Below are 20,663 nucleotides of genomic sequence, written 5' to 3' on the forward strand. Positions count from 1 at the left end.
CGAATTTTTAATATGCTTATTAAGCAGTAGGTAATAGAGTCCATTATGGTCAAACGTATATTAGTCAGTTTCTTATTTTTTCTAGGTCTGTTTTCATCTTCAGTGTGGGCAAGTAACGCTGACGTGAAGCGTGCTTTTGATTCTCATCGTAGTGATGTTCAAGTTGAGGGCGTGGGAGAGGTTATTCGAGTGTTACCGGATGATAATAAAGGTTCAAGACATCAAAAGTTTATACTTCGTTTAGATAATCGCTTAACCATTTTGATTGCGCATAATATTGACTTAGCACCGAGAATTCCAAACTTAAAAAAAGGCGATACTGTTAAGTTTTATGGTGAATATGAATATTCAAATAAAGGCGGCGTCGTACATTGGACTCATCTTGACCCAGGAAATCGTCATACTCATGGATGGTTAAAGCACAACGGACGTACTTACGAATAGAAATTTAAATCCCCTTCCTAAACAGAAGGGGATTTTCATTATAAGGGTGTGCAAGTTTTAATTATTTTCCATGGTGAGTTTTCTACGAGCCCGGGGATTTCTAACTGTGTCCACCATTGAGCTTGCCACATTTTTTCTTGGTAAGTGACCGTATTGCCTTTTTGGTAAACATCATGCACTTGCCATTCTTTTTGCGGGCATAATGTTAATGGCTCAGGAGAAACCATCCAATCAATGATCTGCTTGTGGTTTACAAACCTTACTTCTGGTTTTGTTAGTGCATATGTGATAAACCGTTTTAATACATTTTGACGGCTCTTAACGGTTGTTTCTGGCATGCCAACATGCTCTTTTCCATTTATGTAACCATAAAAAGCAGAATGTAGCCCAAGAACAAGTGGTGCTCTGTTGCCTTTTAAGCGAAGGTCTAGATTGTAGCTATATATGGCAACTACATCATTTTCATTAAGACCAGCCGCCCCCCAGTTTGGCGTGGTATAGAGGTTCCAGTCAAAATTATCTCCTTTGCCTGAGGTAGGGTCAAAATAGCCAATACGACTCGCTATTTTGTCTCTGAGTGAATAATTTAATCCATATTTTTCTAGTTCGTTGTCTGGCGGAACAATTAATGTGTGTAAAGGGATCTCCCATAGACCAGGGTAGTTATTAATACTCGGCTTCCACCAACCGTTTACGGCTTGATTATGTGATGGACTGCCGTTATCTAAAGTAAACGGCCAATAATTGTTAAGGCCATTTTGTTCTGAAGTAATTCCTGCTGGAAAGCTGACATCATAACGAATTTTCTCATTTACGATTGCTTTAAGCGTATTGTCGTTATACGTCATATATGGAGATCGGAATCCAGAAACGTTTTTTACCCCAATGCCTCCATTTTTAATCGACTGTTTTAACCAAGAGTTACAGCTCTCCACTTCTTGCTGCCATTGCTCTGAAGTCATCCATGATTGAAGAGGGTTATAATTAACCTTATCGTCAGGATGAGTTTCTGTGTGGTTACCTATATCGTGACCTGTGATGACAAGTTGTCGCCATAGTGACTTTATTTCTTCCTTGCCTCTTGCTGGTTCGCAATGCATAAAGAAAGACGCTGATAATGGTTGTTCGGCGTATTTATCATTTCCTATTGGGTTGGTTGTATCCGCTAATTGGTTCATTACCCATATCAACCCATCAGACTCTACATTGTCATCAAACCCTAAACTAATAAACATAGGTGTTTCTGATAATGGAATAGGTGATTTTGATGAGGGAGGAACGTTATCACTAACGATAGGAGAAGCCTGTATTGGTAGTGAATTAAAGACGAATACGCAACTAAGCATTGAAATCTTGATTATTGTTGATTTTGTCACTTTACAAATTCCTTTTTAAAATGAAAAAGGAGTGTAGTAAGAGGTGATGACAAAACAAATAATGAGTCGGGGCTTTATATATCCGCATGTAAATCTGCGACGTTATTCACTATGGGGTGTAATTAAAAGAAAGAACAATTACACAATGAGATTTTCAAAAATGGAACGACAGTCGACTAGATAATTTGATATAACTGAACCAAACTCAATCTATGCATGTATGAAAAAGGACTTTCAATGCGTTTGATGATTAAGGTTAATTGGTTTGTGGTATTTATCGGAGTGCTTGGCAGTTCGAGTGCCTTTGCCGTCTCAGAGCTGTGGTTAAATCGTTATGCCTATGATGCGATTCAACAAGGATTTAATAAGAGTGATATTTCGGTTTATAACAGAAAACGTGCAGATATTGATAACTATGCTTTAGCCGCGTATACGGATTATCGCGCTTTTTTATTTGATATCACCAATAAGACCCCAGAACAGGTTAACCAATTTTCTTTACATTATTCTGATTATCCTTTCTCGGTATCTATAAGAGCTGACTACCTTAATGCAATGATTGCTTCTAAGAATTGGAAGTCACTATTAGATTACCAAACGACACCTCCTAGAGATCAAGATTATCAATGTTGGTATTACACTGCTTTTTATCATCAAGATAATAAAGAAATGGCATTTAGCGGAGCAAAAAAGCTTTGGTTAAATGGTGAAAGTGTCTCTAATGCCTGCAATGGACTTTTCTCGTATTGGGACAAGGCTGGAGAGAGAACGGATGAGGTGATATTTCAGCGTGCGTTGTTAGCTGTTCAAAGCAAAAATCCTCGTCTTATTACCTACCTTCGTAAACTTGTGTCTAACGAAGAGATGAAAGATCTTCTTTCTGAAATGCTTCGTTTATATAAGCAACCAGACAAACTAATAATGACGTTTGAAACAAAAGAAGATTCTCTATTTACTCGTGACTATGCTCAGGTGATGTTTCGGCATTTAGCTCGGTATGACATTGATAAAGCCCATGAGGCTTCTGTGTTTTTAAATGATCATTTCTCATTTAGTATTAATGAGTTTCAACCTAGCTTAGAATATGCCGCTGTGCGACTTTTAGATATAAAGGATGAAGAAATAATTCAATGGCGAGATAGTACCTTTGATCAATCAACTAATGACCAAGCATTAGAACAAAGAATACGTTTAGCAATACGAAAGACTGAATGGAAAGACATTCAACATTGGGTTATACGTCTTTCAGAAGAAGAGCAAGCAAGTTATCGTTGGCAATATTGGTTGGGACGCAGTGAAATATCTCTTGGGGAGAAAGAGAATGGAGAAGCAAGATTAAAGCGTATTGCTGGAGATCGTCACTTCTATAGTGTTGCAGCGGCAATCACCCTAAATAGAATGGTTAAGTACCCGATTTCTAGCGTTGATTTGGATACCGATAAATTATCTCCTTTTCTTCCTGATATAGAACGAGTTAATGAATTACTTGATTTAGGAAAAGAAGCAGCGGCAAAAAGCCAATGGCGCCATTTAATTTCTAGAGTAGATAAGCGGGATAAAGCATTATTGACCCGTTATGCAGTAGCACAGAATTGGAATGCTTTCGCTCATGATGCAACGTTGGTTGGAGAGTTATGGGATTATATTGAATTACGTTTTCCTGTTCGTTATCAAGCTCTGTTTAAACGTTATAGTAAGAAGCATAAGGTTAATATGGTTACCTTGTTGTCTTTAACTCGACAAGAAAGTGGGTTTGATCCGTCAGCTCATTCTCCAGTAGGGGCATTAGGCTTAATGCAAGTATTACCGAGTACTGCGGCTTACGTGGCAGATAAATATAATTTAGAGTATAAAAAGCGTTCTATGCTTTTCAATCCCAATAAGAATGTTGAGATAGGTAGTAAATATTTAGGTCACTTACTTCGTCATTATGATCAAAATAGGGCTCTTGCTTTTGCGGCCTATAATGCAGGGCCTACTATGGTGGCAGTATGGCGACGACAAGCAAGCAATGAGATTGATATCTTTGGTTATATTGAATCTATTTCTTTTAAAGAAACTCGTGTCTATGTAAAGAATATTTTAATGTTTGAGATGTATTACCGAGATTTATTAAAGATAGAAGGCGATTTTCTTACCGCTTCTGAATTGAAATGGACTCCTTCATTGTAATTTTCATTACAGTGTCACTTTCTTGTGTTGTTACCATCTAAGTAACAGATGGTAACTAACTTTTTCTATCGGTTTTTATTTATATAATAGCGCTAACATTAACGTTTGGAGTTATATAATGAGAACTCGTTTTGATCGTATCCGTCACGCTATATTATTTGAATTAATCGGTTTGTTATTGATTGTGGGTCTGTTGAGCCAATTTGGCTTTGAAATGGGCCATGTTGGTATTATGGGAGTCGTCTTTTCGGTGGTGGCGACAGGTTGGAATTATGTTTATAACATTTTGTTTGATAAATACATGATAAGAAAAACAGGAAACACGGTAAAAACGACCTTGAATCGTGTAGTGCACAGTTTAGGGTTTGAAGGTGGATTACTTATTTTAACTATTCCTGCCATAGCTTGGTTTTTAAGTATCAGCTTAATCGAAGCGTTTATTCTTGATATCGGTCTCGTCGTGTTCTATTTGTTTTATGCATATGTATATAACCTAGCTTATGATAAAACCTTCCCTATTAGCGTGTAATCTAGGCTAGTAAATAGGGTGTGCCATTTAAAAAAGGAATGAAAATGAGCAATAAATTGTCAGATTTTACTGTGCATATCCCTATTAATCGTGAGCTTATGGCATTTCAGAATCAAGTAAAAGAAATGCTGTATGATTTTAATCACAGTCGGCCTTCACAAGAGGTATTGAGACAAGAATTACTACATCGTCTTTTAGGTGGTTGTCAGGGCGTGACTATTATCCCTCCATTTTATTGTGATATGGGGAAAAATATTCACTTTAAACAAGGAGGGTTCTTAAATACAGGCGTCACGATCCTTGATCTCGCCCCCGTCATTATTGGTGAATACGTTCAAATTGGTCCTAATGTAGTCATTAGCACTGCAGGGCACCCCTTTAATCTTGCTGAACGCGTACTTCCTATCGCGACAGGAAACCCTATTACTATTGGTAATAATGTATGGATAGGTGCGAATAGCGTAATTTTAGATGGTGTAACCATTGGTGATAGAAGCATTATTGGAGCAGGCAGTATTATAACCAAAGATATTCCTTCTGATTGTGTTGCCGTTGGTAACCCTTGTCGTGTAATTAAGTCAATTTCTCACAGTGAAATGCCGACAGATGAAGAATTAGATGAGATGTGGCGCCCATTAATGGCAGATAATAATTAACGATAGAATTAACAATTGTTCTTTTTTTGAACAAAAAAATATATTAGTGATCGTGATAGCATTTTGTGTTCGCAAAGTTATCTAAACTCTTAATAGAGAAGCTTGTTTTTGGAATTCGAGCTGATTTTATCAACAGACAAGGAGGTAACTTATGGATAATGTATCAATTGCATTACATCAATTAAATAGGGCCATTGATCTTTACTTTGAGCAGAAAGACTTTGTAAGCGCAATAACATTAAGTAATGCAGCTCAGGCGATCTTAGTAAAGAAATGGATAGTTGATAGCCAAGCTAAAGCTTGTGAAGATGTTATTTTTAATTCAACCCAATCTCCAGATATTTTGCAATATGCCCATAAAATGGATCTGTGTATATCATTTTCATCACTAGATAGTCATGATGAATTGGAAGAAAAAGCCCATCAAATATTAATGCGTTGCTGTGAAAATATTATGAGGATGAATCTTCCACGTAGTAATCAAGTTTCCGTGTTTATCCGTTCAAAAAGTAAAATACTCGTGTAATGTTCGAGACAAGCTTGGTTATTCAATAATGCCTCTATTGGCTTTAGCCGTTTAAAGCTTTTTTATTATCATTCTCGGCTTTTAATTTGATTATTGTTTACGAGAGGCTTTGTTTAGGTCCTTAAAATAGCTATTTTGCATGATTTTAAGTTTATGTTTTTAAAGGGTTTATATTTATTGGTATTTATTATGGATACTGATAGTCTTCTTTTATAAAACGTAAAGAGGCAAAACATGGCTACATATAATGAAGTATTTAATAAAGTAGATTTTTCACGCCAAGATTTAAGTGAATCATATTATGAAGGATGTAAGTTTTATTGCTGTAATTTTAGTCGAGCAAATTTAAGAGATGCTAGATTTGTAGACTGTTCCTTTATTGAGCAGGGTGCAATTGAAGGTTGCCACTTTGACTACAGTGATTTACGAGATGTTTCATTTAAAAATTGTCGTTTAACAATGGCTAATTTTAAAGGAGCGAATGGATTTGGTGCCGAGTTTAGAGATTGTGATCTGAAAGGGGCGAACTTCCTGCAAGCGAATTTTGTAAATCAAATCAGTCACCAAATGTATTTTTGTTCTGTTTATATCACTGGTTGTAATTTGTCTTACGCTAATTTTGAACGTTTATGTATTGAAAAGTGTGATTTATTTGAAAATAAATGGAATGGTGCAAACCTACAAGGGACGTCATTAAAAGGGTCTGATCTTTCTCGTGGTTCTTTCTCAGAAGACGCTTGGGATCAATTTAGAATGCAAGATGCTAATTTGTGCCACTGTGAATTAGAAGGCTTAGATCCTCGTAGGGTTGATTTAACCGGCGTTAAAATTTGTGGTTGGCAACAAGAGCAGTTATTAGAACCATTAGGTTTGGTTATTTTACCTGATTAATAGGTGAGTGTGATGAGTAATTTGTTTACGAACCTTCCTACTGAGCTAAGTAATGAGGTATTTACTGATCTAGTGACAAGTCATTCAGTGCGTATAGAGAGAATAGTATCGTCAGGTCAAAGTTCGCCTGATTCGGGTTGGTATGATCAAGATGAAAATGAATGGGTTTTAGTGCTTGAAGGTTTTGGTACGATTGTATTTAAAGATGGAACAGAGAAAACCCTATGTAAGGGGGATTACTTAACTATCCCTGCACATCAAAAACATAAAGTGAGTAAAACAGATCCTGATAATTTAACTATTTGGTTAGCGGTCTTCTATTGAGTAAGTGAAGATTCTTACATTTGGGCTTTTAATCGTTTACTCTGTCTTCTCTATTCATAGAACGGAACAAATAAAATGACACAGACACTAACTATTGTGGCAAGAATTGAAGCACAAGAAGGTAAAGCTGAATTGGTTAAGGCTGAAATGCTTAAACTGCTTGAACCGACACGCAAAGAAGTTGGTTGTATTCAGTATGATTTACATCAAGATAATGACAACCCGTGTGTATTTGTATTCCATGAGCAATGGGAGAGCGAAGTGCTTTTACAAGACCATTTAAATTCTGCTCATATTGCTGAGTATGTAAAAGCAGTAGACGGTTCCATCGCCTCATTTGTTCTTAATCGTATGACGAAGCTTTAGTTGACGATAAATTATTAAACTTTTTTAGATATAACAAGTTATTAAGAAAGTTATGATTAAAAAGCCACTCACGTATTATCATGAGTGGCTTTTTTATATCTGATGTATCATATCACTATCGATTCTTTTAGAAGGAAAGGAAGATACCAGCAACAGTTGCGCTCATTAAGTTTGCTAATGTTGCAGCAAAGATAGCTTTCATACCTAAGCGGGCAATGTCTGGGCGACGGCTTGGAACGACACCACCTAATCCACCCATTAGCATGGCAATAGAGGTTAAGTTTGCAAAGCCACATAAAGCAAAGGTAACAATAGCTTGAGAATGCTCACTTAATTGGTCTTTAACTGCCATTAAGTCTGCAAAGGCAACAAATTCGTTAATTGCGATTTTCTTACCAATTAAACTTGCAGCAACAGTCGCTTCTGACCATGGAACACCGATTAACCATGCGATAGGAGCAAATAAGTAACCAAAAATAAGATCTAAGCTTAAATTATCAAAACCAACCAATAAGCCGACTTTATGTAACCCACCATTAACTAGGGCAATTAAGCTGATAATAGCTAATAAACTAGCACCTACGGCAAAGACAATTTGTAAGCCATTTAATGCGCCTTGTGATGCGGCATCAATGATATTGACAGGGGCGTCATCAACATCGTCATCTTCATATTGATCAGCTTCGTTAATTTCTTCCGTTTGCGGAACAATGAGTTTTGCCATCATCAAACCAGCAGGGGCAGACATAAAGCTTGCAGCGATTAAATAACGTAACTCAACGCCTAAACCCGCGTAACCTACCATTGTGCCGCCAGCTACAGATGCTAAACCACCAACCATAACGGCAAACAATTCAGAACGTGACATTTTAGCAAGGAAAGGTCGGACGACTAAAGGTGCTTCAACCGAACCTACAAATATATTTGCCGTAGCTGACATGGACTCTGTGCGAGTTGTACCAAGAAAACGTTGTAAACCGCCACCAATAATTTTAATGATCCATCCCATTATACCTAGGTAGTAAAGAACAGAGATTAAGGCTGAAAAGAAAACGATGGTAGGCAAAACGTTGACGGCAAAAATAAAGCCTAATTTATATTGAGCTAAATCACCAAAAAGGAATTCGGTGCCTACACGTCCATAAGCGATAATATCAGAGACGGCAGTAGAGATACTATTAAGGATAGTTTGGCCAATTGGCACATAAAGAATGAATCCGGCAAATAGTAACTGAATTAGGAACGCGCCTAATACAGTGCGCCATTTGATGGCTTGTCGGTTTTCAGAAAAGAGAAAGGCAATCGCGAATAGGCAAACAATGCCTAAAATACTGACCAAAAAGTTCAAGGTCAAACTCCAATAGTATTTAGTTAATGATTGCGGGGGTATTCTAGTCAAAAATAAAAGTGTGACAAGGATCAAATTGTTATTGATTCTACATTACGATAACAAAAAATGAAGCAATCGTTTATCTATTCATCAATAAATGCATATTTGAGAGGTTTATCACATATGGGAGAGTCAGTTGTTACTATATGGGATAATTAAGTGTGCTATTGAATATCATTATCCCTAATTTGTAGTGGTGGGTGCTCTATTATATATTATCAATCTTGTCTGAATTAATGTGCTGACGAACAAACGCCATAAAAATATGCACTTTTTTAGGTAGAAACTTACGTCGAGGATAAATGGCGTATAAAGGCATTGATTGATTTAATTTCCAATCAGGTAAGAGTTGAACCAGTTTGCCTGTTCGCAATTCATCTGATAGAAGATAAGTTGCAATATAGCCAATACCGTTACCTGCAATCGTGGCGTTACGAATAGCGTCGGCAGAATCGATTCGATAATTACCGGTCACTTTGATTTGTAGATCCTCTTCTCCTTTATGAAACCCCCACACATTGTCCTTACGTTCACGACTAATATAAGTAAGGCAGTTGTGTTTTTTAAGATCATAAGGATGGTACGGTATCCCTTGTTTTGCTAGATAACTAGGGTTTGCAACTAGAACGAAATGACAATCAATCAGATGCCTTGCAACAAATCCTTCTGGAGGGGACTCCATCACACCTATCCATAAGTCTAATTGCTCTGCAATCACATCAATCTTATGATCAAACAAGGTTATTTCGATATTCAGTTGTGGATAGCGTTGATGAAGCTCTGAAAGATAGGGCAATATATGATTAGTCGCGAAAGATTGAGCGATACCGACACGAAGCTTGCCATTTAATGTATTCATGTTAGATAGTAATTCATTTTCAGCTTCGTTAATCTCATCGGCGATATTCGCACAATGCACTGCGAACGATTGACCGGCTTCTGTAAGAGAGAAAGAACGCGTCGTTCTCTGAACTAATTGAACACCTAAACGTTCTTCAAGAAGTTGAATTTGTAAACTGACCTGTGTTCTTGAAATATCAAGAAGCTGAGCTGCCTTAGTAAAGCTTTTTTGCTGAGTAAGCGCATTGAATACGATCATTTGTTTAGCTTGCTTTAGCATAGGTTTCTCTATTGGTCGTTTAACAGTAAAAGGTCTAGGCTATTGTAATAGAGCGATGGAATTGAATAAAGTGCGTTATACCTTTGTTTTACGTTGTCTATTAAAAATACATTGTTTTTTCATGGTAAAATTTAGCTATGAAAAAGATTGTTAAGGATGATTGAATGTTATTTCCATATAAAAACATAGTTATTTTAACTGGCGCAGGGATTTCTGCAGAATCAGGAATTCAAACATTTCGAGCAAGTGATGGTCTTTGGGAAAATCATCGCATTGAAGATGTGGCGACCCCAGAAGGTTTTTTTAAAGATCCTAATTTAGTTCAAGACTTTTATAATAAGCGCCGTGAGTTATTAAAAAGTGATGAAATTCAACCAAATAAAGCTCATAAAGCCTTGGCGTTACTTGAAAAAGAACTCGATGGTACAGTTACAATTGTGACGCAAAATATTGATGATTTACATGAGCGTGGTGGCAGTGTAAATGTGATTCACATGCATGGTGAGTTGAATAAAATTCGCTGTGAAGAGTCAAACCAAGTCATTACGTGTACTGAAAATATTCATACTGGTGATTTGTGTCACTGTTGTCAGATCCCTGCACAGTTACGACCTCACGTCGTCTGGTTTGGTGAAATGCCGTTGGAGATGGGCCGTATTCATGATGCGTTAAATAAAGCCGATCTGTTTATTTCGATTGGTACTTCCGGCTCGGTTTATCCTGCTGCTGGCTTTGTTCATGAAGCAAGATTGCATGGTGCTCATACGATTGAAATTAACCTAGAACCAAGTGCGGTTGATGATGAGTTTGAAGAAAAACGCTATGGAAAAGCGGGAGAATTAGTGCCTGAATTAGTTACTGAGCTATTAGAAGCCTAATTATTCTAATTTAAATTGTGAATAAAAAAGCCAATGAGTCGTTTGATTCATTGGCTTTTTGTTTCTATTTAGACTTAGTCAAAAGTGAAATGATATTACATATCTACTTTTAGACGTTGGAAATATTCATCATAAAGAGAGCTTGCAGCACCAACTTCGTCTTGCCATTCACCAGAGTCCATGACTTCTTGTGGTGGGAAGATGTTTGGATCGTTTGCAAATGCCTTAGGAAGAAGAGGGTACGCTGATTTAACTGGCGTTGGGTAACCAATTTCTAATGCGATTTTTGCTGCGTTTTCAGGACGAAGTAAAAAGTCCATCATTTGATGAGCGGCATCGACATTTTTAGCACCAGAAGGGATTGCTAGGCTATCCATCCAGAAAATAGTGCCTTTTTCTGGCCATACGATTTGAATGTTTGCACCTTCTTCACGAGCCATGTAAGCAGAGCCATTCCACAGCATACCAACACTTGTTTCACCAGCTAAGTATGGATTTGCAGGGAAATCTGAGTTAAATACTAATACGTTAGGCATCAGTTTTTTCAACTCTTCGTATGCTGCTTTGATTTCATCTGGGTTGGTTGTATTTGCTGAGTAGCCTAACTTAGTTAATGCAATATGGAAGACTTCACGAGAATCATCCATCATCATTAGTTGGCCTTCCCATTTTTCATCCCAGAAATCATCCCAAGAATGCAGATCATTTGGATTCATCATATCGGCATTTACACCAATACCTGTCGCACCCCAAATGTAAGGAATTGAGTAATTGTTGTTTGGATCGAATGGTTTGTTCAAATAGTTAGGATCTAAATCTTTGAAGTGTGGCAGTTTGCTTTTATCTATCTTTTGTAGCATGCCTTCTTTGCGCATTTTAGACACAAAGTAAGTTGAAGGAACAACTAGGTCGTATCCAGAACCTTGAGTTTTTAACTTAGCGTACATGCTTTCGTTAGACTCATAAGTTGAATAATAGACTTTGATACCTGTTTCTTTGGTAAAGTCTTCTAGTACTTCATTAGGGATGTATTCTGACCAGTTGTAAAAATAGAGCTCTTTATCTGCAGCTTGTGCATTACCAGCGATTAAGGCTGCAGCGCACAGTCCTGTAGAGACGAGAGTTGTCCACTTTTTCATTTCCTTCTCCTATATCAGAGGGGTTTCCATTAATTAGCCGAGTATTATACCAATATTTGAGACAGACTTCATGGGTTTATAAATCAAGGGCTTGATATAGATTAGTTTTTGAAGTGAGAAAGGGTTAGTAGAGATAAGTAAACATAGTTTATAGGCATAAAAATGGCAGCGTAAACGCTGCCATTAATTAAGGTCAGTAAAGGGTTAGGTTACTGTCCGGCTTTCAGTTTCAAGAAATACTCTTCGTATTTCACTGTCATATCACCAACTGCAGATTGCCATTCAACACGATCAAGATCTTCTTGAGATGGGAACAGTGGGGCAACATCTTTGAATTTATCATTTGATGCTTTAACTGCAGTTAAATAACCAGTATCTGTGGAGATACGTGCTGCGATTTCAGGACGAAGTAAGAAGTCGATCATCTTATGTGATGCTTCTACGTTTTTCGCACCAGATGGAATTGCAAAGTTATCAACCCAGCCAATGCCACCTTCTTTAGGGAAGATCAATTTAATTGGTAGGCCTTCAGCTTGTGCTGCTGCCGCTGAGCCATTCCAAAGCATACCAAGACCAACTTCACCAGCCATGTATGGTGCCGCAGGGTTGTCTGAGTTAAACACTAATACGTTTGGCATTAGTTTTTGTAGTTCAGCGTAAGCTTCATCAATTTCTTTTGGATTGGTTGAGTTACCTGAGTAACCTAGTTTGCGTAATGCAATGTGGAATACTTCACGAGTATCGTCCATTAACATTAATTGACCTTCAAACTCTGGGTTCCAAAGGTCGCTCCAGCTATCGAAATCATCTGGATTATACATTTCAGTGTTTACAGCAAGACCTGTAATAGCAACTACATGTGGGATAGAGTATTCATTCTTTGGATCGAATGCTTTATCTAAGTAGTTTGTATCTAAACCATTGAAGTTTGAAATTTTCGATTTATCAATTGGTTGTAGCATTTTTTCGTCACGCATTTTTGCTACAAAGTAAGTTGATGGTACAACTAAATCGTAACCTTTATTATGCGCTTTCATTTTTGCATATAATGTTTCGTTAGACTCGTAAGTAGAGTAGATAACTTTAATACCAGTCTCTTTAGTAAATTCTTCTAAGATATCACTGTTGATGTATGGTCCCCAGTTCATGAATACCAATTCATCATTTTCTTTTGCGTTAGCAACATTCATTGTTAGTGCTAATGCACAGGCGGTTCCAGTAAAAAACGCAGCCATTTTGTTCATTGATTGACTCTCCATTAGAGTGATAAAAAAGAAGACATGTCGAACAAAAGGCATGTCTTCCAGATTTCATTGCTTGCAATAAGCAATTGATTTTAAATTTTGAAAGAGTTACTTAATTTTTTCTCTTGCAAGGAGTTGTGAAATGACAACTAAAGCCAGTGAAACGATTAACATTACTGTTGCTAGGGCATTCACTTCTGGTGAAATACCAACTTTAACCATTGAATAAATCTTCAGTGGTAAAATTTCATACGTTGGACCAGTTACAAATGAGCTGATGATTACGTCATCTAGCGATAGAGTAAAGCTTAAAAGCCAACCCGCAGCAACTGCAGGTTTTGCTAATGGTAAGATAATTTGTTTTAAAATCACCCACTCACTTGCGCCCAGATCTCGTGCTGCCTCTAACATTTTCACATCAAAGCCTTTTAAGCGGCTATATACTGTTACAACCACGAATGGTAAACAGAAAGTGATGTGAGCAATTAACAGTGTCAAAAAGCCAAGTTCAAAACCGATTACAAGGAAAATAGCCAGTAACGAAATTGCCATCACGATATCTGGTGACATCATTACGATAAATAATAATCCATTAACAAATTTCTTTCCCTTAAACTGATAACGGAATAGGGCTACGGCTGTTAAACTACCAATAATGGTTGCTGCTGTGCCTGAAATTACTGCAATAGTAATTGAGTGCCAAGCGGCTTGCATTAGGCTGTCATTGTTAACTAGTGCTTCATACCATTTTGTAGTGAAGCCACCCCATTTCATGCCAAATTTGCTTGCGTTAAATGAGTTTGCGATCAAAACGATGATTGGTAGGTATAAGAAGATGTATACCAAACTCATGAAACTAAATTTTATTGTGCGTCCCATTAATCTAGATCCGCCTTTTTATTTAATAACTTTCCTGCACGGTAGTATGCGTACAGCATTAATGCCATTGCTAAGGTTAGGGCAATACTGGTTGCTGCGCCAAATGGCCAGTCACGAGCATTAAGAACCTGACTTTTAATAACGTTACCAATTAATAGGTTTTTCGCGCCACCTAGCAGATCCGAAATGTAGAACATTCCAAGTGCAGGTAGAAGCACTAACAGACAACCACCGATAATGCCTGGCATTGTTAGTGGTAGCACAATTTTCCATAACGTTTGAAGTTTGTTCGCACCTAAATCACGAGCGGCTTCTAGATAAGTACCGTCTAGTTTTTCAATTGCTGAATACAGTGGCAAAATCATAAAAGGCAATAGAATGTAAACTAAGCCAATCATTACTGCGCTCTCTGTATACATAATGCGTAATGGTTTATCAATGATATCCATTGCGATTAGGCTTTTATTCAAAATACCTTGCGTGCCTAACACTATTTTTAATCCGTAAGTACGGATTAATGAGTTAGTCCAAAAAGGAACAATGATTAAAAACAGCATAAATGGACGCCACTTTTCAGGCATTTTTGCAACAATGTAAGCAAATGGGTAACCCACAACTAAACATATTAATGTTGCAACAATGGCCATATAAAATGAGTGCCACAGTACTTTTGCGTATAAAGGATCAAAAAGACGAAGATAGTTATCCATCGTAAACGTCATTTCAATTAAATTTGCTTCATCACGAGTTAAGAAACTGGTCCCAATAATCATTACATTAGGAATGAATACGAACAGCAGTAACCAAGTTACGATAATTGTGATGATGATATTTTGGAGATTAAACTTCTTGTTCATCTGCTAACACCACTTCCCAGCTTTCAACCCAAGTAATTGCTACTTTTTGACCTAAAGAATGATCAACATCTGGATCATCTTCATTAAAGAACTCACTGATCATGACTCGCATTCCTGAATCTAATTCAAGTACAGAATCTAATGTCATCCCTTTGTAGGTACGTTCACGAACGTAGCCTGTGATGCCTTTAGTCACTGACTCTTTAATTTCTTCAAGTCGCAAATCTTCAGGACGCAGTAGTACTTTTACTTTATCGCCTGGATTCACATCCAGTTCACAGTAAACAACAGCTGTCGTATCTTCGATTTCAGCTTTAATACGTTTTTCATCAAGACGTTCTAGCACAGTAGCTGCAAACACATTGATTTCACCGATAAAGCGCGCAACAAATAAGTTCTTAGGTTCTTCGTAAATTTCACGAGGAGTACCATCCTGTTCGATAACACCATCACGCATTACAATAATGCGGTCAGACATCGAAAGGGCTTCTTCTTGGTCGTGTGTTACAAAGATAAAAGTAATACCCAATTGACGTTGTAATTGCTTAAGCTCAATTTGCATTTGTTTACGTAATTTGTAATCAAGTGCAGATAAAGATTCATCTAATAATAGAACCTTAGGCTTATTTACTACTGCACGCGCAATAGCGATACGTTGTTGTTGGCCACCAGATAACTGATGAGGTTTACGATTTGCCATTTGGGCAAGACGTACCATTTGCAATGCTTCCATTACTCTTGGCTCAATGTCTTTACTTGGAATGTTTTGCATACGTAAACCAAACGCAACGTTTTCAAATACCGTCATGTGTGGGAATAGGGCATAGCTTTGGAATACAGTATTCACATGCCTCTGTTCAGCGGGTATTGACGTTACATCTGTCGAATCCAGTAAAATTGTTCCTGCATCTGCAGTTTCAAAACCTGCGATCATGCGTAACACTGTGGTTTTACCACAACCTGATGGTCCAAGAATTGTTAAAAATTCACCGTGATTAACATCTAAATCAAAATTAGAGATCACTTCTTTGCCATCAAAGCTTTTTGAAATGCCAGTTAATTTAATAACGGCTTCTTTTTCGGATTGTTCTGTAACGTTCAATGTCTTTTTATCTCCGCCTTCGGGTAGTGATACCGCGCTTAGTATTATGAATGTAAGATGGGATTTCGGGCGCATAATAGACCCCAAGTTACGATATTAAAAGTGTTTTTTATTTGATAACACTATTTTTTTTTAAACCCTTTGTTTTTTAGCGTCTTAGTGTATATATGTTGAGCTTAATTATAGACAAAAATCAGTAAGTTGGTTGGTTTTGTTACAATTAAAAGTCGTTGTTTTCAAAGGATTAGTAAAATTCTTTTTTTTGATTACTGCACTGGGAGGATGAAAGCCGTATAATCGGCCCATGTTTTATTGTGGTATATAGAAATGAGCGAACAACCAAAAGAAAAAACGTTTATCCTTGGTGGGAGCATTGAAAAGGCAATGACTGGTCAGGTTGAATTAAGTCCTGTCAGTGTACTCCAAGAAGCGTGGAAGAATACAATTACGCATTTCTTCACGTTTTCACCCGCTATTTTATTGCTGACGTTTTCTTATATGGCAATATTCTTCATTGCTTTACAAGTTCAATTAGGTGATCCCGCAATCTTGTTTAAAGCATTCTTAGGTGAGACTGAACTGACGACCACTATCTCTTATGCTGCATTTGTTGCAGGTTTAAGTGCTCAAGTCATTGTTTCTCCCTTAACTGCTGGTGCAAGCTTAATGGGTATGAGTCATGCAGCAGGGCTAAAGTGTCGTTCAAATTATATTTTTAAAGGTATGGCTTCTGCGGGCATGGTTGCTCTGGTTACTATTCTTTCAGAGGTCTTACAAGGATTGGTAAATATCTATTTACCAATGGTTGCTCTTTATTTATCAATGGCTTTTGGTTTTGCTATTCTTTTAGTATGTGAGAAAAAAGTTCCGCCATTAAAAGCTTTGCTATATTCATTTAGAGCAACGAATAAAAAGCTAACATCAATGCTTCTTATTCATGTTGTGATTATGCTTGCTTTGGTGTTTGGTATTGCTTTGTACGGTGTAGGCTTAATTGTGATAATGCCATTTATCTTTAACATTAAAGGTATTCTTTATCGCAATATGTTTGGTATTACACTAAAAGTAATGGTGAAAAGTGACGAGGATAGTGGTAATAACGATGACCACAATACCCCAAATCAAGATGTTAAAAACAATATTTTCAATGCGTGAGTTCTGTAATGATTAAAAAAATTCTTGTTCTATCTGCTGTATTAATGATGTCTGCTTGTACTCCAAAAGAAGATGTTCCTGATTTTAAAGCCTTTACTGATGTAAAAGAGAAGAAGGCCGCTTTTTTTAATTTTATGTATCCAGCGGTAATTGCTGAAAATGCTCGAGTTAAAGAAGAACGCACTTTCTTAGAGTCTTTAGTCATAAAATTAGATAACGATACTGATATTTCTACAAAGGAGCTAGATCGAGCAACAGAGCTGTCTTCGCTATATAAGGAAAAGTTGACAGATAAAGGCATTACCGCCGTTTGGGTTAATGCAATGTTAGTTAAGGTTGATTATATTCCAGCTCCTCTTGTGTTGAGCCAAGGAGCAAATGAATCAGCATGGGGAACCTCTCGTTTTGCACGTGAAGCGAATAACTACTTTGGACAGTGGTGTTACACTAAAGGGTGTGGTGTTGTTCCAAGTAAGCGTAACGAAGGCGCAGCTCACGAAGTGGCAAAATTTGATTCGTCAAAAGATGCGGTTCATGCTTACTTTATGAATGTAAACCGCAATAATGCTTATGCCGATCTTCGTATTATTCGCGCTAAGCTACACAGTTCACCTGAAGCATTAACACCAGAGCAAGAAGCGAATGCATTAGCACATGGACTTATTCGTTACTCTGAACGTGGCGATGCTTACGTAGAAGAGATCCAAGCGATGATCCGTCATAACAGTCAGTATTGGAGATAAAATGAAAAAATGGATTGGTGCGACAACGTTGTCACTGTTGTGTTTGGCGTTACCAGTTAAAGCTGAGCAGTATCGTTTTACGTATTCGAAACTGTATTACCAGTTAAAAGTAAATCAAAAAGAAGGTCACGAAGATGTTCGTATGGCTCTGTTCTTTAATGATTCACAAACGGGTAAGGCCTGTCAAATAAAAAAAGCATGGATGGAAAAAGAAGAGCATTACGAGGAATTCAAAATTCCAACTAATCAGGAGTTGCCTCTTCCTATTGATGACAATTTAAAATCAGCTAATCCATTAGTTTATATTCAAACAGAAGAAGGGAAACAATGCGATATTTCAATGGAAGTATTAGCAAATAACCCGTTAATTGACACGGTGAGTGTTAATGAATTAACTTTATTAACAACTCAAATGGATGCCATGCTTTCTGATATTGGAGGCATGTTCTCTAAGTATTTTATGCCAGATGTGGAAGGCGTACGCTTTGTTTTTAGTGACGCGGTAACATCGGGAATTAAAGCATCTAATGGCGTGATTATTCCTATTGAAAATGGGAAGGCAACGATAGATTTAAGAGAATTCAATAAAGGGGATTCTTTTGAGTTACCAGCTACGCCATTGAAGGTAACTCCTTGGCTTGTTAAGTAATTTACTTCAACTGAATAAAAAATGGCGTTACTTTTAATAAGTAACGCCATTTTTTGTATATAGCACTTTATTAGAGTAAGTGTTAATCACTAGCTGTTCAAAATAAGCTTATTGAACGTTCACAACATCTAATTGAAGTGATGGATCAAATTCGGTAACAGCGTCATCTGAATCAACAGTTTGAATAGGCATCTCTTCTTTATCAAAACCAATATCTCCACCGTTAATTACACCAGAATCACGGTTAATACTCTTAAAGTCAAAAGTATTAAAGTCTGCAAGATGACTTGGAACTACGTTTTGCATTGCCGTAAACATAGATTCAATACGTCCAGGAAATTGCGTATCCCAAGTATTAAGCATTTGCTTAACATTTTGACGTTGCATGTTTGGTTGTGAACCACAAAGGTTGCAAGGAATGATAGGATAATCAGCCATGTCTGCGTATTTGATGATGTCTTTTTCACGACAGTAAGCCAATGGACGAATAACGACATGCTCACCATTATCAGAAACTAGTTTTGGTGGCATACCTTTCAATTTACCGCCGTAAAACATGTTTAAGAACATAGTTTCTAAAATATCATCACGATGGTGACCAAGTGCAATTTTAGTTGCTCCTAGCTCTTTTGCTGTGCGATACAAAATACCACGGCGTAAACGTGAGCATAAAGAACAGGTCGTCTTTCCTTCAGGTACTTTATCTTGAACAATTGAGTAAGTATCTTCTTCTACAATTTTGTACTCAACACCTAGTTTTTCTAGGTATTCAGGTAAAATATGTGAAGGGAAACCAGGTTGTTTCTGATCAAGGTTTACTGCGATTAGATCAAATGAGATAGGCGCACTTTTCTTTAAACCCATAAGAATATCTAACATGGTAAAACTGTCTTTACCACCAGATAAGCAAACCATGATACGGTCGCCATCTTCAATCATATTGTAATCGGCAATTGCATTACCGGTGTTACGACGGATTTTCTTTTGAAGCTTATTGAAATTGAATTGCTGCGCTTTGGTTAATTCGCTCATTTATTTACTCTAACCTAATGATGGAACTGATAAGGCGGGTATTATACCCAATCAAGATCAATAAGCGAGTTTCAGCAGGGATTATTTTGTGAATGAACAATAGGGCGACGACCTAGTCGCCCTTATTGTGATTAGATATGGTTAGGGTCTAAAGGACTAATATAGCCTTCTGGTTTTAACGCTAATATATCGCTGTTTAAGAGTGATAATGTATTTTCTGCTGTGTTGCCAATAAAGATCGCCGACAAGCCTGTACGTCCAGTTGTTCCTAGAATAACAAGCCCTGCATGCAATTCGTCTTCAACTTCGGAGATTACTTCCTCTGTTATTCCTTCATATACATGAGTTTGTTCTTCTGGTATTCCATGATCTTGTCTTAATGCTTTCATCTGAGTCAGATGATGACCTCGAATAGCATCTTTATATTGAACGGTATCAAACTCTGGCAACTCTGCATGTATTGATGGCGGTGTCGAAGGGTAGGCATTCACTAAATGAGGCGTTGAGTTAAGAACCTCGGCAAAGTATTTTGCCTCTTCTACCATTTTATGATTAAGAGCTAGATGTGTCGGGTTTTCAGAACCGACATGAACGGACGCTAAAATATTTCCATTATCAGGCCATCCTCTCGCTTTAACCAAAAGTACAGGAATCGGGGATTTACGTAATAAATGCCAATCGGTAGGTGTAAAAAAGACGGTTTCAAACTTGGCATGTTCACGGGTAGCTTTTACTAATAAATCGTAACCATCATCAAAAACCTCATTAATAATCGCTTCATAAGGTCGATTGTGCCAAACTATTTTTATCGTAATTGAAACATGCTCAGGAATATCATAACTTTCGATAACATCATTAAGCATTTTCACTTTCTGGGATACAACACCATTCCTCATTGCTGTTCTTTCATCAGCAGAGAGCATAGATGTCATTTCATAGGAGAAATCGTAGGTTGTACAGAATAGGGTAATTTCAGATGATTTTGTACTGCGCTTAGCAATGTCTAAAGCACGGTATAATGCGGGTTGTTCATCCTGATCAATTATTCCCACAACAAGTATTTTACGGTAGCGGTTCATAATAACCTCCTTGGTAAAACCAATTCATAAAATCGTTCTGTTATATTTACTTTAGCAGTTTGGTTGGGGATTTGTAGCGTTAGGATGCAAAAAAGTGAGGTACTTCAAAGAG

The 20,663-nt window shown here is 37.3% G+C and carries 22 protein-coding genes; 12 read left to right on the forward strand and 10 right to left on the reverse strand.

Translation table 11 applies throughout. From position 1 onward, the window contains the following. Positions 1-42: 42 nt before the first annotated feature. Positions 43-444, forward strand: a complete 402-nt coding sequence (locus tag BTO23_RS04995; RefSeq protein WP_105063078.1) for a DUF3465 domain-containing protein — start codon at positions 43-45, stop codon at positions 442-444. A gap of 38 nt (positions 445-482) precedes the next feature. Here BTO23_RS04995 and BTO23_RS05000 read toward each other — a convergent pair whose 3' ends face one another. Further along, entirely contained in the window at positions 483-1,790 is a 1,308-nt protein-coding gene (locus tag BTO23_RS05000; protein ID WP_105063518.1) for a polysaccharide deacetylase family protein, read from the reverse strand. A 267-nt stretch (positions 1,791-2,057) separates the two neighbouring features. Here BTO23_RS05000 and BTO23_RS05005 point away from each other — a divergent pair, with 267 nt between their 5' ends. From BTO23_RS05005 to BTO23_RS05035, 7 genes are all read left to right on the forward strand, one after another. Then, the gene (locus BTO23_RS05005) at positions 2,058-3,992 is read left to right on the forward strand and encodes a transglycosylase SLT domain-containing protein (protein ID WP_061011512.1); all 1,935 of its coding nucleotides are present in this window, start codon (positions 2,058-2,060) and stop codon (positions 3,990-3,992) included. Positions 3,993-4,110: 118 nt separating this feature from the next. Further along, positions 4,111-4,521, forward strand: a complete 411-nt coding sequence (locus BTO23_RS05010) for a PACE efflux transporter (protein WP_060991011.1) — start codon at positions 4,111-4,113, stop codon at positions 4,519-4,521. A 44-nt stretch (positions 4,522-4,565) separates the two neighbouring features. Further along, complete coding sequence (locus BTO23_RS05015) at positions 4,566-5,177, forward strand: sugar O-acetyltransferase (RefSeq protein WP_060991010.1); 612 nt, start codon at positions 4,566-4,568, stop codon at positions 5,175-5,177. A 151-nt stretch (positions 5,178-5,328) separates the two neighbouring features. Next, on the forward strand, positions 5,329-5,703 hold the full coding sequence (locus BTO23_RS05020; RefSeq protein ID WP_061002373.1) for a hypothetical protein: 375 nt from the start codon (positions 5,329-5,331) through the stop codon (positions 5,701-5,703). Positions 5,704-5,937: 234 nt separating this feature from the next. After that, complete coding sequence (locus BTO23_RS05025) at positions 5,938-6,594, forward strand: Qnr family pentapeptide repeat protein (RefSeq protein ID WP_105063079.1); 657 nt, start codon at positions 5,938-5,940, stop codon at positions 6,592-6,594. Positions 6,595-6,606: 12 nt separating this feature from the next. Beyond that, positions 6,607-6,918, forward strand: coding sequence for a cupin domain-containing protein (locus tag BTO23_RS05030; protein ID WP_060991007.1), 312 nt, complete (start codon positions 6,607-6,609; stop codon positions 6,916-6,918). 75 nt (positions 6,919-6,993) lie between these two features. Beyond that, positions 6,994-7,284, forward strand: a complete 291-nt coding sequence (locus BTO23_RS05035; protein WP_060991006.1) for a putative quinol monooxygenase — start codon at positions 6,994-6,996, stop codon at positions 7,282-7,284. A 127-nt stretch (positions 7,285-7,411) separates the two neighbouring features. On the opposite strand, the gene BTO23_RS05040 is transcribed toward BTO23_RS05035, so the two are convergent. Together BTO23_RS05040 and BTO23_RS05045 are read right to left on the reverse strand one after the other, a co-directional pair. Further along, positions 7,412-8,632, reverse strand: coding sequence for a NupC/NupG family nucleoside CNT transporter (locus BTO23_RS05040; RefSeq protein WP_061011519.1), 1,221 nt, complete (start codon positions 8,630-8,632; stop codon positions 7,412-7,414). Between the two features lie 250 nt (positions 8,633-8,882). Then, positions 8,883-9,794, reverse strand: coding sequence for a LysR family transcriptional regulator (locus tag BTO23_RS05045; RefSeq protein WP_105063080.1), 912 nt, complete (start codon positions 9,792-9,794; stop codon positions 8,883-8,885). 164 nt (positions 9,795-9,958) lie between these two features. Here BTO23_RS05045 and cobB point away from each other — a divergent pair, with 164 nt between their 5' ends. Beyond that, entirely contained in the window at positions 9,959-10,672 is a 714-nt protein-coding gene (cobB, locus tag BTO23_RS05050) for a Sir2 family NAD+-dependent deacetylase (protein WP_061002364.1), read from the forward strand. A gap of 95 nt (positions 10,673-10,767) precedes the next feature. On the opposite strand, the gene BTO23_RS05055 is transcribed toward cobB, so the two are convergent. From BTO23_RS05055 to potA, 5 genes are all read right to left on the reverse strand, one after another. Then, a complete protein-coding gene (locus BTO23_RS05055) occupies positions 10,768-11,811 on the reverse strand; it encodes an extracellular solute-binding protein (RefSeq protein ID WP_060991002.1) in 1,044 nt (347 codons plus the stop codon). A gap of 209 nt (positions 11,812-12,020) precedes the next feature. Further along, positions 12,021-13,055 carry an extracellular solute-binding protein gene (locus tag BTO23_RS05060; RefSeq protein ID WP_060991001.1) on the reverse strand — a complete coding sequence of 345 codons (1,035 nt, stop codon included), beginning with the start codon at positions 13,053-13,055 and terminating at the stop codon, positions 12,021-12,023. Positions 13,056-13,163: 108 nt separating this feature from the next. Further along, positions 13,164-13,934, reverse strand: a complete 771-nt coding sequence (gene potC / locus BTO23_RS05065; RefSeq protein ID WP_060991000.1) for a spermidine/putrescine ABC transporter permease PotC — start codon at positions 13,932-13,934, stop codon at positions 13,164-13,166. After that, positions 13,934-14,791: a spermidine/putrescine ABC transporter permease PotB gene (gene potB, locus BTO23_RS05070; RefSeq protein WP_060990999.1), complete on the reverse strand. Its 858-nt coding sequence runs from the start codon at positions 14,789-14,791 to the stop codon at positions 13,934-13,936. Before potB ends, potC begins: the two co-directional genes overlap by 1 nt. Beyond that, positions 14,775-15,893, reverse strand: a complete 1,119-nt coding sequence (potA, locus tag BTO23_RS05075) for a spermidine/putrescine ABC transporter ATP-binding protein PotA (RefSeq protein ID WP_061011777.1) — start codon at positions 15,891-15,893, stop codon at positions 14,775-14,777. The genes potB and potA overlap by 17 nt, the downstream gene beginning before the upstream one ends. A 327-nt stretch (positions 15,894-16,220) precedes the next feature. Between potA and BTO23_RS05080 the strand changes: the two genes are divergently transcribed. From BTO23_RS05080 to BTO23_RS05090, 3 genes are read left to right on the forward strand one after another with little or no spacing between them, the layout of a single operon-like run. After that, the gene (locus BTO23_RS05080; protein ID WP_060990998.1) at positions 16,221-17,048 is read left to right on the forward strand and encodes a DUF2189 domain-containing protein; all 828 of its coding nucleotides are present in this window, start codon (positions 16,221-16,223) and stop codon (positions 17,046-17,048) included. Between the two features lie 8 nt (positions 17,049-17,056). Further along, the gene (locus BTO23_RS05085; protein WP_105063081.1) at positions 17,057-17,791 is read left to right on the forward strand and encodes a glucosaminidase domain-containing protein; all 735 of its coding nucleotides are present in this window, start codon (positions 17,057-17,059) and stop codon (positions 17,789-17,791) included. 1 nt (position 17,792) lies between these two features. Beyond that, positions 17,793-18,440 carry a DUF2987 domain-containing protein gene (locus tag BTO23_RS05090; protein WP_060990996.1) on the forward strand — a complete coding sequence of 216 codons (648 nt, stop codon included), beginning with the start codon at positions 17,793-17,795 and terminating at the stop codon, positions 18,438-18,440. A gap of 108 nt (positions 18,441-18,548) precedes the next feature. On the opposite strand, the gene ttcA is transcribed toward BTO23_RS05090, so the two are convergent. After that, complete coding sequence (gene ttcA / locus BTO23_RS05095; protein ID WP_060990995.1) at positions 18,549-19,472, reverse strand: tRNA 2-thiocytidine(32) synthetase TtcA; 924 nt, start codon at positions 19,470-19,472, stop codon at positions 18,549-18,551. A 131-nt stretch (positions 19,473-19,603) separates the two neighbouring features. Further along, the gene (uspE, locus tag BTO23_RS05100) at positions 19,604-20,551 is read right to left on the reverse strand and encodes a universal stress protein UspE (RefSeq protein WP_060990994.1); all 948 of its coding nucleotides are present in this window, start codon (positions 20,549-20,551) and stop codon (positions 19,604-19,606) included. Positions 20,552-20,663: the final 112 nt, after the last annotated feature.

Source organism: Aliivibrio sifiae, assembly GCF_002954715.1.
In the GTDB taxonomy this organism is placed as follows: domain Bacteria; phylum Pseudomonadota; class Gammaproteobacteria; order Enterobacterales; family Vibrionaceae; genus Aliivibrio; species Aliivibrio sifiae.

Bases quoted from the DNA above. Each gene is read 5' to 3' on its own strand.
- cobB (WP_061002364.1), top strand. From the start codon at position 9,959: ATGTTATTTCCATATAAAAACATAGTTATTTTAACTGGCGCAGGGATT.
- uspE (WP_060990994.1), bottom strand. From the start codon at position 20,551: ATGAACCGCTACCGTAAAATACTTGTTGTGGGAATAATTGATCAGGAT.
- BTO23_RS05005 (WP_061011512.1), top strand. From the start codon at position 2,058: ATGCGTTTGATGATTAAGGTTAATTGGTTTGTGGTATTTATCGGAGTG.
- ttcA (WP_060990995.1), bottom strand. From the start codon at position 19,472: ATGAGCGAATTAACCAAAGCGCAGCAATTCAATTTCAATAAGCTTCAA.
- potB (WP_060990999.1), bottom strand. From the start codon at position 14,791: ATGAACAAGAAGTTTAATCTCCAAAATATCATCATCACAATTATCGTA.
- potC (WP_060991000.1), bottom strand. From the start codon at position 13,934: ATGGGACGCACAATAAAATTTAGTTTCATGAGTTTGGTATACATCTTC.
- BTO23_RS05055 (WP_060991002.1), bottom strand. From the start codon at position 11,811: ATGAAAAAGTGGACAACTCTCGTCTCTACAGGACTGTGCGCTGCAGCC.
- BTO23_RS05015 (WP_060991010.1), top strand. From the start codon at position 4,566: ATGAGCAATAAATTGTCAGATTTTACTGTGCATATCCCTATTAATCGT.
- BTO23_RS05060 (WP_060991001.1), bottom strand. From the start codon at position 13,055: ATGAACAAAATGGCTGCGTTTTTTACTGGAACCGCCTGTGCATTAGCA.
- BTO23_RS05010 (WP_060991011.1), top strand. From the start codon at position 4,111: ATGAGAACTCGTTTTGATCGTATCCGTCACGCTATATTATTTGAATTA.
- BTO23_RS05035 (WP_060991006.1), top strand. From the start codon at position 6,994: ATGACACAGACACTAACTATTGTGGCAAGAATTGAAGCACAAGAAGGT.
- BTO23_RS05080 (WP_060990998.1), top strand. From the start codon at position 16,221: ATGAGCGAACAACCAAAAGAAAAAACGTTTATCCTTGGTGGGAGCATT.
- BTO23_RS05020 (WP_061002373.1), top strand. From the start codon at position 5,329: ATGGATAATGTATCAATTGCATTACATCAATTAAATAGGGCCATTGAT.
- BTO23_RS05000 (WP_105063518.1), bottom strand. From the start codon at position 1,790: ATGCTTAGTTGCGTATTCGTCTTTAATTCACTACCAATACAGGCTTCT.
- BTO23_RS05025 (WP_105063079.1), top strand. From the start codon at position 5,938: ATGGCTACATATAATGAAGTATTTAATAAAGTAGATTTTTCACGCCAA.
- BTO23_RS05030 (WP_060991007.1), top strand. From the start codon at position 6,607: ATGAGTAATTTGTTTACGAACCTTCCTACTGAGCTAAGTAATGAGGTA.
- BTO23_RS05085 (WP_105063081.1), top strand. From the start codon at position 17,057: ATGATTAAAAAAATTCTTGTTCTATCTGCTGTATTAATGATGTCTGCT.
- BTO23_RS05045 (WP_105063080.1), bottom strand. From the start codon at position 9,794: ATGCTAAAGCAAGCTAAACAAATGATCGTATTCAATGCGCTTACTCAG.
- BTO23_RS05090 (WP_060990996.1), top strand. From the start codon at position 17,793: ATGAAAAAATGGATTGGTGCGACAACGTTGTCACTGTTGTGTTTGGCG.